The 16,280-nt window shown below is 43.8% G+C and carries 15 protein-coding genes; 5 read left to right on the top strand and 10 right to left on the bottom strand.

Translation table 11 applies throughout. The annotated features are described in order from the left end of the window. Window position 1: 1 nt before the first annotated feature. Together E7Z59_RS06085 and E7Z59_RS06080 are read left to right on the top strand one after the other, a co-directional pair. A complete protein-coding gene (locus E7Z59_RS06085) occupies window positions 2-526 on the top strand; it encodes a class I SAM-dependent methyltransferase (protein WP_136335383.1) in 525 nt (174 codons plus the stop codon). Between the two features lie 3 nt (window positions 527-529). Beyond that, entirely contained in the window at window positions 530-1,396 is an 867-nt protein-coding gene (locus E7Z59_RS06080) for a glycosyltransferase family 2 protein (protein WP_136335382.1), read from the top strand. A gap of 7 nt (window positions 1,397-1,403) precedes the next feature. On the opposite strand, the gene pafA is transcribed toward E7Z59_RS06080, so the two are convergent. Continuing rightward, complete coding sequence (gene pafA, locus E7Z59_RS06075) at window positions 1,404-3,032, bottom strand: alkaline phosphatase PafA (RefSeq protein ID WP_136335381.1); 1,629 nt, start codon at window positions 3,030-3,032, stop codon at window positions 1,404-1,406. A 116-nt stretch (window positions 3,033-3,148) separates the two neighbouring features. Here pafA and E7Z59_RS06070 point away from each other — a divergent pair, with 116 nt between their 5' ends. Further along, complete coding sequence (locus E7Z59_RS06070) at window positions 3,149-3,886, top strand: MlaE family ABC transporter permease (RefSeq protein WP_136335380.1); 738 nt, start codon at window positions 3,149-3,151, stop codon at window positions 3,884-3,886. After that, entirely contained in the window at window positions 3,886-4,653 is a 768-nt protein-coding gene (locus E7Z59_RS06065; RefSeq protein ID WP_136335379.1) for an ABC transporter ATP-binding protein, read from the top strand. The genes E7Z59_RS06070 and E7Z59_RS06065 overlap by 1 nt, the downstream gene beginning before the upstream one ends. Here E7Z59_RS06065 and E7Z59_RS06060 read toward each other — a convergent pair. The 9 genes from E7Z59_RS06060 to porV form a co-directional block, all read right to left on the bottom strand. Beyond that, the gene (locus E7Z59_RS06060) at window positions 4,650-6,182 is read right to left on the bottom strand and encodes a DUF389 domain-containing protein (RefSeq protein ID WP_242015601.1); all 1,533 of its coding nucleotides are present in this window, start codon (window positions 6,180-6,182) and stop codon (window positions 4,650-4,652) included. The two genes, E7Z59_RS06065 and E7Z59_RS06060, sit on opposite strands and share 4 nt — an antisense overlap. 28 nt (window positions 6,183-6,210) lie before the next feature. Beyond that, window positions 6,211-7,272 carry a mannose-1-phosphate guanylyltransferase gene (locus E7Z59_RS06055; RefSeq protein ID WP_136335378.1) on the bottom strand — a complete coding sequence of 354 codons (1,062 nt, stop codon included), beginning with the start codon at window positions 7,270-7,272 and terminating at the stop codon, window positions 6,211-6,213. 14 nt (window positions 7,273-7,286) lie between these two features. Next, window positions 7,287-7,886 (bottom strand): SprT-like domain-containing protein, encoded by a 600-nt coding sequence (locus E7Z59_RS06050; RefSeq protein ID WP_136335377.1) that lies wholly within the window; start codon window positions 7,884-7,886, stop codon window positions 7,287-7,289. 11 nt (window positions 7,887-7,897) lie between these two features. Next, window positions 7,898-8,581, bottom strand: a complete 684-nt coding sequence (locus E7Z59_RS06045) for an SDR family NAD(P)-dependent oxidoreductase (RefSeq protein ID WP_136335376.1) — start codon at window positions 8,579-8,581, stop codon at window positions 7,898-7,900. A 20-nt stretch (window positions 8,582-8,601) separates the two neighbouring features. Continuing rightward, window positions 8,602-9,564, bottom strand: a complete 963-nt coding sequence (locus E7Z59_RS06040; protein ID WP_136335375.1) for a M28 family metallopeptidase — start codon at window positions 9,562-9,564, stop codon at window positions 8,602-8,604. A 95-nt stretch (window positions 9,565-9,659) separates the two neighbouring features. Then, window positions 9,660-11,300, bottom strand: a complete 1,641-nt coding sequence (locus E7Z59_RS06035; protein WP_136335374.1) for a pyruvate dehydrogenase complex dihydrolipoamide acetyltransferase — start codon at window positions 11,298-11,300, stop codon at window positions 9,660-9,662. Between the two features lie 5 nt (window positions 11,301-11,305). Continuing rightward, a complete protein-coding gene (gene pdhA, locus E7Z59_RS06030; RefSeq protein ID WP_136335373.1) occupies window positions 11,306-12,304 on the bottom strand; it encodes a pyruvate dehydrogenase (acetyl-transferring) E1 component subunit alpha in 999 nt (332 codons plus the stop codon). Window positions 12,305-12,449: 145 nt separating this feature from the next. Then, entirely contained in the window at window positions 12,450-12,956 is a 507-nt protein-coding gene (locus E7Z59_RS06025; protein WP_136335372.1) for a cytidine deaminase, read from the bottom strand. 108 nt (window positions 12,957-13,064) lie between these two features. Continuing rightward, window positions 13,065-14,216, bottom strand: a complete 1,152-nt coding sequence (porV, locus tag E7Z59_RS06020) for a type IX secretion system outer membrane channel protein PorV (RefSeq protein WP_136335371.1) — start codon at window positions 14,214-14,216, stop codon at window positions 13,065-13,067. A 389-nt stretch (window positions 14,217-14,605) separates the two neighbouring features. Here porV and gldJ point away from each other — a divergent pair, with 389 nt between their 5' ends. Further along, the gene (gldJ, locus tag E7Z59_RS06015; protein ID WP_136335370.1) at window positions 14,606-16,255 is read left to right on the top strand and encodes a gliding motility lipoprotein GldJ; all 1,650 of its coding nucleotides are present in this window, start codon (window positions 14,606-14,608) and stop codon (window positions 16,253-16,255) included. Window positions 16,256-16,280: the final 25 nt, after the last annotated feature.

The following is a 16,280-nucleotide window of genomic DNA, read 5'->3' as shown; positions in this document are numbered from 1 at the left end:
CATGTACGAGAATACTTTTCCGGAAAAAAGATACCGGATCACCCTTGATTTTATAAAAGAAATTTCCCCGAAGGGCACAAAGATCCTTGACCTGGGAACGGAAAACCCTTTTGGAGAGATCCTTAAAAAGGAAGGCTATATTGTAGAGAATACACAGGGGGAAGACCTGGATGATGACCAAACGGCAGTGGCAACCACCAACGCCGACCTGGTAACTGCCCTGGAAATCTTTGAACACCTGCTATCACCCTACGAGGTACTTAAAAGCATAAAGGCCGATAAACTGATCGCCTCGGTACCCCTGAAACTTTGGTTCTCACCTGCCTATCAAAGCAAGACCGATCCCTGGGACCGTCACTACCACGAATTTGAAGACTGGCAGTTTGACTGGTTGCTGGAAAAAAGCGGGTGGACCATTAAAAAGAGAAAGCAATGGACTCATCCCGTGAACAAGATCGGAATAAGGCCTTTGCTCAGAAGGTTTACACCCCGCTATTATATGGTTTATGCTGAAAGAACCCGCTAGAACATGACAAGCCCGTTTACCTATAGTGTTGTAATTCCAGCCCATAACGAAGAAGAATTCCTCGCCGGTACCCTTGACTCTTTATTAAACCAAACGGTCGCACCCGAAGAGATCATTATCGTTGATGATAATTCAACCGATAGCACGCCCGATATTCTGAAAGAATACAGCACAAAGTCGACCCTAATCAGGGTGATCAACAAGTCTTCAGAGAACAAACATCTACCCGGGAGTAAAGTGGTCAGAACCTTTAACACCGGGTATGAGCAATTACAAAAGTCATGGGATGTGGTTGTAAAGCTGGATGCAGACCTCATTCTTCCTGAACATTATTTTGAAGAGATCTTAAATTGTTTTGCCCGGCAACCCAAAGCCGGGATCGTAGGCGGCTTTATATACGAAAAAACGGAAAAGGGAGCCTGGAAATTGAACCACCCCATGCATAAAGACCACGTACGCGGAGCCATCAAAAGTTACTCCCGAAGTTGCTTTGAAAAGATAGGAGGCTTACGTACTGCCATGGGCTGGGATACGGTTGATGAGCTTTTGGCAAGGTATCATGGTTTCGACATCATCACCCTGCCCGAATTAAAGGTAAAACACCTGAGACCTACAGGAAAGGCATACAACAAAAAAGCCCGGCTACTTCAAGGCGAGGCCATGTACCTCATGCGCTACGGGTGGTTGATCGCCGCCATCGCCTCAGCTAAAATGGCCTTTAAACAAGGAAAAATAAAGACATTCTTTGACAATATGGCGGGCTACCGAAATGCCGTTACAAAAAAAATTCCTCCGATGGTAACACCGGAGGAAGGTAAATTTATCAGACAGTATCGCTGGAAAGGCATGCGTTCTCAACTGCCCTTCTAGGTTTAAATTACTGGCCAAAGATCTCGGCGCGCACCTTTCCGGTTACCCCGCTGGGAAATGGAATACCCAGTAATACTGATATGGTAGGCGCTATATCAGGTATCTCTGACCTTAATGCAGAAGACCCTTTTGGTATTCCACTTCCGTACAAAATAAAAGGAACGTGGGTGTCATACACCCATGCCGTACCATGAGAAGTACCTCCCCGGCTATACCCCGAAGAGATCAGACCCGGGTTAAAAATGATACGCAGGTCGCCGGACAATTTAGGATGATATCCGTTTCGGGCTAATCGGGCTATTCCTTCCTGATACTCATTTTCCATCAACATTTTAGATGTATATACCTTTTCCACCTGATCGTAGGTGATTAATTCTTCAGCCAAAATTTCCTCAACCTCATCCTTATCAAAACCCAATGAGTCCAGCACCTCTTTCCGAAGGTAAATTTCTCCACCTCCAACGCGACGCAAGATACGTGAAGATCCGAACCTCGCTGTTGTAAACTCATTAATAGCGGCGATCATTTCTTTTGACTTAAAGAAGCCCCCGGGCATCTTGTTCGCTGTCAAATAGTTCGGGTTGTATGATGCTCCATGATCTGCGGTGAGAAATACCAGGTACTCCCCTTGCCCTATTTTTTTATCAAGAGTATGTAACAGACGTTCGAGATCCTTATCCAACCTGAGGTAGGTGTCTTCCGTTTCTACCGCCTTTACGCCCCATTTATGCCCCACATAATCAGTACTGGAATAACTAATCGACAGGAAATCTATATCAGCATCATCCCCCAGACTTTCTCCTTCCAGGGCCGCAATAGCAAAATCAGTGGTAAGACTGTTACCAAAAGGAGTTGCTTTTATAATATCATACCCTCCGTTATCTGCCCATAATTCGGGCAGGTCATATGGAAAAACCCTGCTGTCTTCTCTCTCGAAACGCGAATCATCGGGATTACTGCTGGTATAAGTATTTAGGTCATACAATGGCTCCCAAACTTTTTTATAGGCAGCGGCCGCCCCGCCCTTATTGAATTGATCAACCCAGGATGGAAGTGATTCCTTATAGTAAGAACTGGTGATCCATCTGCCTTCATCCTTCCCGTAAAACCAGTAAGCGTCGCCTGTAAACCCCGCTGGCAGGACTGCACCCCTGTCTTTAATGGCAATGGCTACTGTTTTACCACGGTAATTAGTATAAGCCCGCAACTCATCTGTTACAGTAGTCTTCATTAGCCGATGGGGCGACATTTGTCCGGCGTCACTTTTAGTACCTACCGGATCATAATTCGTGTCAGACACGCAATAAACCACCTTGTCGGTATAGACATCAAACCATTCATTACCGATGATGCCATGTTCAGAAGGTGTGGCACCGGTGTATACAGAAGCATGTCCCGGAGCCGTTGCCGTAGGGACATAATTGAAATGGTGGTTCTTAAAATTAAAGCCCTCGCCTACCAAACGCTTAAAACCGCCTTCTCCATAGCGGTTCCAATACCGGGTCAGGTAATCATAGCGCATTTGATCAACCACGATTCCCACCACTAATTTAGGTTGAACAGCAATGGAAGTTTCCTGAGAAAAGCCTTTGAACAAGAAGGCAAGCAAGCATATTGATGTAAATATTTTCTTCATGATATAATGATAGATTGAGAGACAAACATACAATATCTCAAAGAACGGAATTTTAAAATTCGGTTAAAACAGGGGTAAGCTAATTTTTCTTACTTTTAACGTCTATTAGCAAGTAAATGCAGTACCTGGAAAACTTCGGAAAATACTTTTTAATGCTGAAAGAGGTCTTCAGAAAACCCACCAAGTGGCCTATTATGAAGACCCTTATCCTGAAAGACATCGATGACCTGATCTACGGCTCTCTGGGTATTATCATTTTTATCTCCTTTTTTATAGGAGGAGTAGTGGCTATTCAAACAGCCTTAAATATAGACAGCCCGTTGATCCCGAAGTACCTGGTTGGTTTTACGACCCGACAGTCGGTGATCCTGGAATTTGCTCCCACCTTCTGCTCCATTATTATGGCCGGAAAAGTAGGTTCTTATATTACCTCCAGTATTGGTACCATGCGGGTAACTGAACAGATAGACGCTTTGGAGGTAATGGGGGTAAATTCTCTTAACTACCTGGTATTTCCCAAGATCATCGCCCTGCTTCTTTACCCATTTGTTATTGCCATTTCCATGTACCTGGGCATCCTGGGCGGATGGTTGGCGGCAGTAATGGGAGAGTACACGACGAGTGCTGATTTTATCAAAGGCTTGCAACTTGACTTCAAGCCCTTTCATGTATTATATGCTTTTGCCAAAACCATGGCTTTTGCTTTTATACTGGCCACCATACCATCTTTTTACGGATATTATATGAAGGGTGGAGCACTGGAAGTAGGAAAGGCCTCCACCACCTCCTTTGTATGGACCAGTGTGGTGATCATTATCGTTAATTACCTGCTAACACAAATGCTGCTCGGCTGATGATAGAAGTTAGAAACATACATAAAACCTTCGGAGAGAATCACGTTTTAAAAGGGATATCCACTCTTTTTGAACCGGGAAAGACCAACCTGATCATTGGTCAAAGCGGCTCAGGGAAAACGGTTTTTCTGAAATCGCTGTTGGGACTTCACCAGCCCGATGAAGGAGAGATCCTATACAGTAACAGGGTGTACTCTGAGATGAGTGAAGATCTGAAAAGAAATCTCCGACAGGAAATGGGTATGGTATTCCAGGGGAGCGCACTCTTCGATTCCATGACCGTGGTAGAAAATGTCATGTTCCCTCTGAAAATGTTCTCCAGTATGAGTGAATCAGAGATGAAAGACAGGGCAGATTTGGTTTTAAAAAGAGTGAATCTGAAAGATGCTCACCATCGACTTCCTGCAGAGATCTCCGGAGGGATGCAAAAACGGGTGGCCATTGCCAGAGCCATTGTCAATAAGCCCAAATATTTATTCTGCGACGAGCCCAACTCCGGCCTCGATCCAAAAACAGCCATCGTTATAGACAATCTCATTCATGAGATCACCGTAGAATATGACATCACTACAGTGATCAACACCCACGACATGAACTCTGTAATGGAGATCGGTGAGAAGATCGTATTTCTAAAAGACGGTCATAAAGCCTGGGAAGGCAGCAATAAGGAGATCTTCAAAACCGATAACGAAGCTGTAACCAACTTTGTATACTCCTCTGAGTTATTTAAGAAGGTAAGACAAATGTACCTGGAAGAGCGCAATTAACTGTCTATAGACACCTTTCCCGTCTTAATATTCGGGTTGCCTGTTCTTACTTTCAGCCAATCCAACATCTTTTTCATGTCTTGTTCCTGGCTTCTGGACGATTTCCCATTCTTCCATTTGATGTAGAATACAGGTATGGTATCTGTTTTACTGAAATTGGTTATGATCTCATTGGCAAACCCAACTTCTTCAACCCCTTCATATTGTAATCGTATCTCGTTAGAGATCTGCTCGAAGGGCACATCGTTATAGGCAAACTTTCGTAAACGCTCTACTTCATTTTCCAGTAAACTGATTCGCTGATCTTTGTTTGCGATCTCCTCTTTCTTAGCTTCATAAAGCTCCGTAACATATTGATAGCGCTCCGCATCATCACTCCTTCCTCCTTGTATTTGCAGGATGGCATCTTCGAGATACGGATACGAAGTCATTTGTTGCTTCCAGGTTTCAATTACCGTTGAAGGAATAGATTCATCACCCATAAAAAACAATTGAACTACAGAGTTTTCCCCATCGTTGAAGCTAATATTAGTAGCCCTGTCCATAAAGTATCCGCCCTGACTGAATTTATAGGGTTTAACGCTGGTATTTATAAACTCAGTTGCCTGCCTTTTAAAGATCGATTCCCGCCATACATTATAAAATGTATAGATCGCAGGAAGGGTCACCAGGACCGCCAAAATAGAGGCTATCTGCCCAATTCGCTTACGTTTTTTAGAATTTGCGTATCGCACCATTGGAAAACGCAGGTACTTAATGACAAGAAATGTAGCAATTCCAATAAAGATGGTATTAATGATAAACAGATACATGGCTCCCCCGGCATATTCCAGGTTACCGATAGCCAGACCAAAACCTACCGTACACAAAGGCGGCATCAGGGCAGTAGCAATAGCCACCCCAAAGATCACACTGGCTATGGTCCCTTTCTTAGCCCGGGCAATAACCAGGGCAAGCCCACCGAAAAATGCGATCAACACATCTCTCACATCCGGAGCAGTACGTGCCAGTAGTTCAGAGTTCTCATCCTGGAGAGGAAAGAACCTAAAAAAGAGAAAGGCCGTAATAATACTCAACCCTACCATGACCCCGAAATTCTTCAGGGACCTTCTTAAAAGATCAATATCGTTGATAGCGATGGCAAACCCGATCCCTAAGATCGGCCCCATTAACGGAGAAATAAGCATGGCCCCTATTACTACCGCCGTTGAATTGGCGTTAAGACCTACCGAAGCGATCAGGATTGAACAGATCAGGATCCAGGCCGTATGCCCTTTAAAAGGGATATCCTTCATAATTCCCTCCCGGGTATCAGCCTCATCGGTATTATCTCTGATATTGAGTAATTCCGAAAGAAAAGAACGGATCGACCCCAGAGCCGTACCCACGTCTTTCCTCACCTTGCGTTCCTCTTGCTTTTGTTTTTCAGAACCAGGATCCTTAGTTCCGGTTGCAGCAGTATCTGCTCCTACCGAAGCCTCTTCAGACTGATCACTCTTCGTAGCGGACGAATTATCATTTTGCATCATTCAGGTATTGATTTAAGTCTTTGGTTTACTATTCTTTGAATTTACCCGGTAAGGTTTTGACATCCTGTTCCTTTTCACGAGGATAGATCAACAAGGTATCTCCATGGTCTACCACAATATAATCACTCAACCCCCTTAGCACGACCTTTTTTCCTTCTGCCCCGTAAACGATATTCCCATCGGCTTCCTGAAAAACTACCTGAGCATTAATGGCTACATTTTCATCTTCCTGATGCGGTAATTCTTTGTAGAGCGAACCCCAGGTGCCGAGGTCGTTCCATTTAAAAGCTGCCGGCAGTACATAAATATTATCTGAAGGCTCCATGATAGCATAATCGATTGAGATATTAGCTGCTTCCGGATATCTTGAATCAATAAATCCACGTTCCTCCTTAGTATTATACAGATCAGCCCCCTCAGCGAACAGCGTATACATGACGGGCTGAAACTTCTGAAAGGCTTCAATGATCTGTTCTACACCCCAAATAAAGATCCCTGCATTCCAAAGATAACCTCCCTCTTCAAGATAGGCATTGGCTGTGTCCTGATCCGGCTTTTCATGAAACTGTTTTACCTTATAGAAATCGTCGTCTTGTTTCTGTTTGTCATATTGAATATATCCATATCCGGTATTTGCAAAATCAGGCTGCACCCCCAGCGTCATTAAAACATGATGTTCACTGCAGTATTTGTAGCACTTTTGAATATTATCAATAAATATATTTTCATTTTCTATCCAATGATCACTGGGAGCCACTGTCATCACTGCCTCCGGGTTTACCGCAGCGATCTTCATGGCTGCATACAGTATACAGGGAGCCGTATTGCGCATGGCAGGCTCGGTTAGCACCTGGTCATTTTCGATTTCAGGAAGTTGCTCCAGAACAAGATCAAGATATTTTTCATTGGTCAGGATCAAAATGTTCTCAGCAGGGACCACTCTTCTGAAACGCTCATAGGTAGTTTGCAGGAGGGTTTTCCCTACACCCAGCATATCGTGAAACTGTTTGGGAAATTGCTCTGAACTTACCGGCCAGAAACGGGAGCCAATTCCCCCGGCCATAATTACTGCGTAATAGTTATTATTCATTTCTAGTATAATTGCTAATCGGAAAGGAGCTCTACCTCTGCATTAGGTTGAAAAAGATAGATCTTTCCACTGGAAACCTCAATACATTCAAATCGCTTCACCCGCTTGTTCCCTTTTTTAAAGACCTTTCCGTTATAGATGCGAAAAAGACTCCCATGAGGTATCTCAAAGATATAATTTTTATCATTGTCAGGATCAAATGCCTTGAGAGCTACCGACAACCGGGCATCGGTATCACTGCTCGCCTTAGGATTTCTAAAGTGATTAGCTATTACAGGAAGCAAGGACGACGGGAAAATCTCAGGCCGTATATAGGGCAGCATCAATTGCTGAAAAACATATTTCCATTCCTGACCGTGAGGCTTAATATTTCTGCCAAACTTTTCAAACGCCACCAAATGTGCTATCTCATGAATGAGGGTAATTAGAAAACGATATTTATTCAGGTTGGCATTTACAGTGATCTGGTGCCAACCGTCAGGCATACGCCTGTAATCTCCATGACGGGTTACCCGCTCGTTCACCACCCTAAGATGCACCCCATTAGCCTTGATCAGTTCAAAACAGGGTGAAACAGCCCGTTCAGGCAAATATTTACCCAGAATCTCTTGCATAAACAGCGCTGTTAAGGAGTTGAGTTACTTACCTGCAACAATTTACCATTATAGAACTTGTGACCTGTCAAAGTAAAATGCGCAATATATTCGGCCATTTCAGAGGCGGTTATCGGCGCTTTATAACCCGGGAAAGCCTCTTCCAGCATTTCTGTCTGAACTGCTCCAAGGGCCAGCACATTAAAGGATATGCCTGAATCCTTATACTCTTCAGCCAATAACTCAGTCATAGTGATCACCGCCCCTTTTGCTGAACTATAGGCAGCAAGTCCCGGAAACTTCATGCTTCCCTGAACCCCTCCCATACTGCTAACGGTAACCACGTGGCCATCTTTATTCATAAATGGCAATACCGTTTTGGTTAACATGGCAACTCCAAATACATTAACCTTATACACCTGTTCCCAGTCGTCTGCCGATAATTGTTCAAAAGGCCTTGCGATCAGTAAACCGGCATTATTCACAAGCATATCTACCTTAATATTCTCCTGTTGAAGATAGTTTTCAAGGGTTTTCACAGAAGCCTCCTTTGTCAGATCAAAAGAAAAAGCCTCTACCCCTTTTAAATTCAGTTTTTTAACGGGTTGATCATTCCTGGAGAGTGCAATAACACGATGACCTCCTGCCGAAAATATCTTTACCATTTCAAGTCCGATACCCCGGCTGGTTCCTGTTATAACTATCGTTTTTCCCATGACATGTTTTGAGTAAAATTTTACAACATTTTAATTTCATTCGCATCACTGTTCACCATTCCCTCTACCATTGGTAGCATTTTGTTGATGAATAGTGCCATGTGGTCCGGATCCATCAGCTTAAACTCATCTCCCGGTTGATGATAGTGGTCAAAATTGGTGAAATCAAAGGTACAAACGGTTTGGGAAGGAATATTGAATGCTGTAAAAAACGGATAATTGTCTGAGCGTTTAAACAATTGCATCTTGCCTGCCTCCGGCAGAAATCCGATGAGCTCTTCACCGGCATAAGAATTCAGTTTTTCAGCCATATTGCTCTTCTCATACCCTGTTAAGTAAGCCAGATAATCGCGATTCATAGGCACTCCTATCATTTCGAAATTAAGCATCGTATACACCTGAACACCTTCCTTCTTCAATCGTGCTGCCAAATGCTTGCTACCCTTTAACCCCTTTTCCTCTGCAGAGAACAAGACGAACATAACGCTCCTCCTGTTATTTCCCCTCTCAGCAATTTGACGGGCTATTTCCATCACCGCAGTAGTTCCTGATGCATTGTCATTGGCTCCATTAGCAATTGAATCGCCATTTACAGGCTTAACTGTACCTACATGATCAAAATGCGCCCCAATGATCACCCACTCATCCTTCAGATCCTGATCCTTTCCTTCTATAACCCCAACGATATTGGTTGCTGTCTCTTCATAATTACTCAAGGTGTCCCGGTATGATGAATAAAACGGTGCTATGCCTGCCGATTCAAAATAACCTTCGATATACTGACCGGCCATTTCAATCCCCTCAGATCCTGTATCTCTTCCCTTCAACTCATCTGAAGCGAGATATTTCAGGATGGCACCAACACTTTCAGGAGTCGTTGGCGTAACGGCCTTTGAAATTGATGACCCTGTACTTTGGGCGATACACGTATTACCGCATGATATAATAATAAGCAGGATAAAGAAAAAGGTGAGTTTTTGCATTGTTTAATTGATTGATTTATGATCTAAATATAGCAAAAATCCCGCCTGAAGCGGGATTTTGGTTTTTATGACTGTCTCTATGAAAGCCCGAATCATCAGGCCAGCATCGTTACCGGATTTTCAAGATAGGCTTTAAGCGTTTGCAGGAACTGAGCTCCTGTTGCTCCGTCAACCGTTCTGTGGTCACATGCCAGGGTTACCTTCATCGTATTCCCAACCACGATCTCTCCGTTCTTAACCACCGGTTTTTCCACAATGGCACCAACAGACAAAATTGCTGAGTTAGGTTGATTTATGATTGAAGTGAACTCCTGAATTCCGAACATACCCAGGTTAGATACGGTAAATGTACTTCCTTCCATTTCCTGAGGAGTCAGTTTTTTATTTCGCGCTTTTCCAGCCAGGTCTTTCACCTGAGCTCCAATCTGGGTAAGCGTCATCTGATCGGTAAATCTAAGTACCGGCACTACCAGTCCTTCATCTACAGCAACAGCTACACCTACATGTACATGGCGGTTATAGCGAGTTACATTATCATCCCACGAGGTGTTCACCTGCGGATGTTTCTTAAGAGCCATGGCACATGCCTTAACCACCATATCATTGAAAGATACCTTGGTGTCAGGAAGTGCATTGATCTGACCTCTTGAAGCCATGGCATTACTCATATCCACCTCGATGGTAAGATAGTAATGTGGTGCAGTAAATTTAGACTCCGCAAGACGGCGTGCGATGGTTTTTCTCATCTGAGAATTTTTCACCTCTTCCACCATCTCTTCTCCGGCTGGCACGAATGAACTTACTGCAGCAGGTTGTGAAGCTGAAGTTGTTGCAGCAGCAGGGGCCGCCGCAGGAGCCTCTTCCTTATAGTTCTCGATATCTCGTTTAACAATTCTTCCGTTCTCACCACTTCCTTTAACCTTACCAAGATCAATACCACGATCTTCAGCCATTTTCTTTGCCAGGGGAGAAGCAAACACGCGCCCTCCTGAGGCTGAAGCATTGGTTGCAGCTGGAGTGGAAGCAGTATCGGCAGATGTTGCAGCCGGTGCTTCCTTAGCTGCCTCCGGTGCTTTTTCTTCAGCAGAGGCGCTCCCTGAAGCACTACCCTTAAGGGCCGCCAATACCTGGTCTACATCGGTACCTTCAGGACCAATGATAGCCAGAACATCATCAACAGGAGCTGATTGCCCTTCTTCAATACCAATATGAAGTAAGGTTCCGGAATGGAATGATTCAAACTCCATAGTAGCCTTATCGGTTTCTATTTCAGCAAGAATATCACCTTCCTCTACCTGGTCGCCAACGCTCTTAAGCCAACCGGCAACGGTACCTTCTTCCATGGTATCGCTAAGACGTGGCATGGTAACCACTTCAACACCTTCCGGCATTGACGCTCCTGAGGCTGCCTCCTGTTTTTGTTCAGTTGCAGCAGGAGCTGCTGATTCTGAAGGAGCAGCTTCCCCGGCTCCGTTAAGAAGTCCGGAAATATCTTCACCCTGTTCTCCTATAATGGCCAACAAAGAGTCAACCGGAGCTCCTTCGCCTTCCTGTATCCCGATATGCAAGAGCGTCCCTTCGTAAAAAGATTCAAACTCCATGGTTGCCTTATCAGTTTCAATTTCAGCAAGGATATCTCCTTCCTCAACTTTTTCTCCAACACTTTTTAACCACTTTGCAACAACACCTTCTTCCATGGTATCGCTCAAACGCGGCATTTTAACAACAACTGCCATGCTAATTATAGTTTATGTGGTAAAAACGGGTAATCTTCCTGTTCATATACGGTATCGTACATAACATTAGCTTCAGGCCATGGTGACTCTTCTGCGAACTTCTCACATTCTTTCACCAGGTCTTTAACCCGTTTATCGATCTCATCCACTTGTTTTTCAGAAGCGTACTTTTTCTCAAGGATAATATCTCTCACCTGAGTAATAGGGTCGATCTTCTTGTACTCTTCCACTTCTTCTTTAGTTCGGTAATGCTGGGCATCAGACATTGAGTGCCCGCGGTACCTGTATGTTTTCATTTCCAGGAAAGTTGGTCCTCCACCAGTTCTGGCACGCTCAGCTGCTTCTGATACAGCTTCAGCTACCTTCACCGGGTTCATCCCATCAACCGGGCTGCTCGGCATGTCATACCCAAGTCCGAGTTTCCATATTTCCTGCTCTTTTGCTGTTCTGGCTACAGAAGTACCCATTGCGTAACCATTATTCTCACAAATAAAAATTACGGGAAGGTTCCATAATACAGCAAGATTAAAGGCTTCATGCAGCGCTCCTTGACGAACTGCTCCATCACCCATATAACAAAGGGTCACCGAATCTCTTTTAAAATACTTATCGGCAAAGGCCAACCCGGCTCCTAAAGGAATCTGACCTCCTACAATACCGTGGCCACCGTAAAAGTTGTGCTCTTTTGAGAAAATATGCATTGAGCCTCCTAACCCCTGAGAGGTTCCTGTTCCTTTTCCGTACAACTCAGCCATTACTCTTTTAGGGTCTACCCCCATACCGATAGGCTGAACGTGATTTCTGTACGCAGTGATCAAACGGTCTTTCTTAATGTCAATAGCATGTAAAGACCCTGCCAGAACAGCTTCCTGTCCGTTGTATAGATGCAAAAACCCTCTTACTTTCTGTTGGATGTAAACCGCGGCCAGCTTATCTTCAAACTTTCTCCAAAACAGCATGTCTTCATACCATTTCAGATAAACTTGTTTTGTAACTTTTTTCATGAACAAATATTATTTTATGCAATAGCTTCAGGGGCAAAAAAACATCATTGTTGATCACTTCATTTTAACAATAAAAGTCACCTGCATTTTTTCGCAACTACAAAAGTAGTACTTTCAGTAAAAGTGAAAAAACGAAAAGAAGGTTTTAAAGGGTAAAATCCGTTTTATCCTGCAAGCTGTCTCCGGTAAATATAAGCGGCAACAATTGAGCTATTGAATTTACCTTGTAGATCTCAGAGATCTCCCCCATAAAATATATATCAATAGGAGTACTTTGCCGATGCTCATATTCTGTTAAAACCTGCCTGCAGGAACCACATGGAGGCACAGGTTCTTTGACTACCCGGTCATCGGCAGCTGCAGTAATAGCTAAGGCTTTTATTGCAATTCCCGGGTATACTGCGCCGGCCTGACTTACTGCCACCCTTTCGGCACAAAGTCCTGAAGGGAAGGCTGCATTTTCCTGGTTGTTGCCCAGCACCACAGCTCCGTTCTCAAGAAGCACTGCAGCACCTACACGGAACCTGGAATATGGGGCGTAGGCCTTTTTACGGGATTGGATGGCCTGGTGCATTAAGCCTATTATCGGTTCAGGAAGGCTGTCCAACTCAGGATAGACCTCAATAACCGTCTGCAATTCTATCTTCTTCAATATCTGATATTTAACTGCTAAATATAGGGAGTTCCCCGCGAATAACCATGAAGTTTATCAGATCTCAGACTTGTTGCAGAAAAACAAGCGTGACACCTCAACGTATTCCTATCGATTACTGCCCAGTAAGAATGTAAGTGAAAAACGAAGGGTATTCTCAAGCGGGTTTCGCACATTAGAGGTAGAAAACAGATAAGACAGGTCTATACTGGTTGCGTTAAACCGAAAGCCTGCTCCCAGCGTAAAGAATTGCCGCGCTCCTTTTTCTTCGCTTTCATGAAAATAACCTGACCTCAGAAAGAATGCTTCATTATAGGCGTATTCGGCGCCAAGGGCCCAGGTAACTTCTTTGAGCTCTTCACTAAACCCGTCGGGGGCATCACCGAATGAAGAGAATATTCCACTAAAAAAAGATTCGTTGTAATAATCATCGAGACTATCTATTCGCCCATCACCATTACTATCACTTGGCGTAGGCACTAACAACTTATTGAACTCCAGGTTGAGCCCTAATTGATTTTGTGCATCGAATATAAAATCAAATCCTCCCCCCAACTTCAGATTGGTTGGAAGGAAAGTATCACGGCCTTCTGCGTCATATTTGATCTTAGGCCCAACATTACTGACGTTAAAACCAAATTTCCACAGGCCATTAAACCGGTCGTAGGCTACTTCTTCCGACTCGTAGTAACCGGCAACGTCTACCGCAAAAGAAGATGCTGACCTGGCATCGATACCTTCTTCCTGCAGCTTGAGATCAGACCTTAAAAATCTCCCTGCTACGGCCATCGAGAAAGTTTCGCTCAGTTTCAAAGAATAAGAGGCATCAACGGCCAATTCATTGGGTCTTTCAATAATAGGACGTAAACCTTGAATAGCTTCCGCTTCAGAGATAAATTCTATGTCACCAAGACTGAAATACTTGATACTCGCCGCCCAGGCACTACGCTCATTTATGCGATGATATACAGTGGCATTCAAGAGTGCAATATCATTAACCAACTGGCTCAGATAAGGCGTATAACTAATACCAATTCCGGTAGTCTCAGGTGCAAAAGCATATTTCGCCGGATTCCATTGTTGAGAAAAAGCATCAGGCGTAGTGGTAGCCCCCAGTTCACCCATACCCCCTGCACGCGCATCGGCGGTGATCAATAAAAAAGGTACCCCGGTGGTTATGACTCGGGAATTAGGGTCACTTTGAGAAAAAACAGTATAACAGGTAAGCAGGAAACCAAGTAGCAGATAATAGTTTCTCATACAACGTTTTTATAAAAATTAAATGTAAATATACTCAGTATCAGAGCCTTACTTTTTCGACCTTCAACCTACTTATTACCATATAACGTAATAAAGCCGAAAATAATGTGTAAAAGTACACTTAATATATAATTCGTACAATGTATAAACTAAAACCACAGGCCTTCAGCCTCTGAAAATTCAGTAATATCAGCTCAACACTACTCAATTTTCCTTTTAACCACCTTATAAATTCATACTCAGGTACAATAAACAAAACCGAAATACGTTTTGACAACAACAGTAGAATGTTTGACAACATTAGCCGTACAATTTATATGAATTTAATTGACTTGAAATACTTAATTACTATATTGCGTACTGTTTTCAAGACAACTCAAATCTTAATTATGAGAAAGTATCTATCTAATGCATTATTGCTGGGCGCTGTAGCAATTGCGGGCTTTACGAGCTGTAACAGCTCTTCGTCAAAGAACGTTTCGAGAGCTACCGGCTGGCAGATCAATTCTAAAGATGGCGGCTTCCAGTACAACACCAACTTCACCGAACAGGAGACCGCGCCCGGTCTTGTATTCCTTGAGGGAGGAACCTTTACCCGAGGTAGAGTACAGGATGACGTAATGCACGACTGGAACAATTCACCTACACAAATGCACGTGCAATCGTTCTACATGGACGAAACCGAGGTAACCAATAAAATGTATATGGAGTACCTGGACTACCTGAAGAAGGTATATCCACCGGAAAATCCTGCTTACACAAATATTTATTATGGTGCCCTTCCTGACACCCTGGTTTGGAGAAATCGTCTGGGGTATAACGAGGTGATGACCAACAACTACCTGAGACACCCCGCCTATGCCGAATATCCGGTAGTTGGTGTGAACTGGGTACAGGCTGTTCAGTATTGCGAATGGCGTACAGACAGAGTAAACGAACACATTCTTGAAAGAGAAGGATATCTTGATCGCAACGTTAAATACCAGGTAACCACCGGAGAACTGGATGGAACTTTCAGCACTGAAACCTACCTGAACAGTCCAAGCAATGTTTACGGTGGTCAGATAGACTCACTTCAAGGAAAAGTAAAAAGAGATTCTACCAATGTTTTCGCAAAACGTTCCAGCGGTATCCTTATGCCTGCTTATCGTCTGCCTACTGAGACGGAGTGGGAATATGCTGCACAGGCCATCGTAGGATCAAGAGAATACAACAACTACAGAGGACGTAAAAAATATCCATGGGACGGTCAATATACCCGTTCAGGAAAGAGAAAATATCGTGGAGACCAGCTTGCCAACTTTAAGCAAGGTAAAGGTGATTATGGTGGAATTGCAGGATGGTCTGACGACATGGCCGACATTACTGCCGAGGTTAAATCATACCCTCCTAACGACTGGGGTCTTTACGACATGGCCGGTAACGTAGCCGAATGGGTAGCCGATGTTTATCGTCCGATCGTTGACGATGATGCAAACGATTTCAACTACTACCGTGGTAACGTTTATATGAAAACTGCCATCGATAAAGAAGGGAAAGTTGATATCGTATCCCAGAATGACATGCGTTACGACACCCTTCCAAACGGAAGAATTATCGCCAGAGACCTTCCGGGAGAGATCGCAATGGTTCCTGTTGACGAAAACGATACTTATCTGAGAACAAATTTTGATTCCAGTGATAACCGTGATTACCGCGATGGAGATCCAAGTTCTACACGTTATTTCAAGCAATTCGATATAGACGAAGAAGAAATAGATCCTTCTAAGCGTATGTACAATGCTCCGACCCACGAGATCAGACGTGATGAGGAAGGAAACATCATCAAACAATATGATGAGTCCAACACCCGTACCACCCTGATCAATGACGAAGTACGTGTATTTAAAGGAGGTTCCTGGAAAGACCGTGCATACTGGCTTGATCCAGCACAAAGAAGATACTTACCACAGTATATGGCCACCGATTACATTGGTTTCCGTTGCGCCATGTCGAGAGTTGGCTCAAAAGCAACCGAAAAGAAAACGCCAAGACACTAATTTTATTAAGTGTTCAATATAAAAG

Origin of the sequence: Robertkochia marina (assembly GCF_004799345.1) — a bacterium.
In the GTDB taxonomy this organism is placed as follows: Bacteria; Bacteroidota; Bacteroidia; order Flavobacteriales; family Flavobacteriaceae; genus Robertkochia; species Robertkochia marina.
The sequence above is the reverse complement of the archived record's forward strand: the minus strand, read 5'-3'. Positions and strand labels throughout refer to the sequence as shown.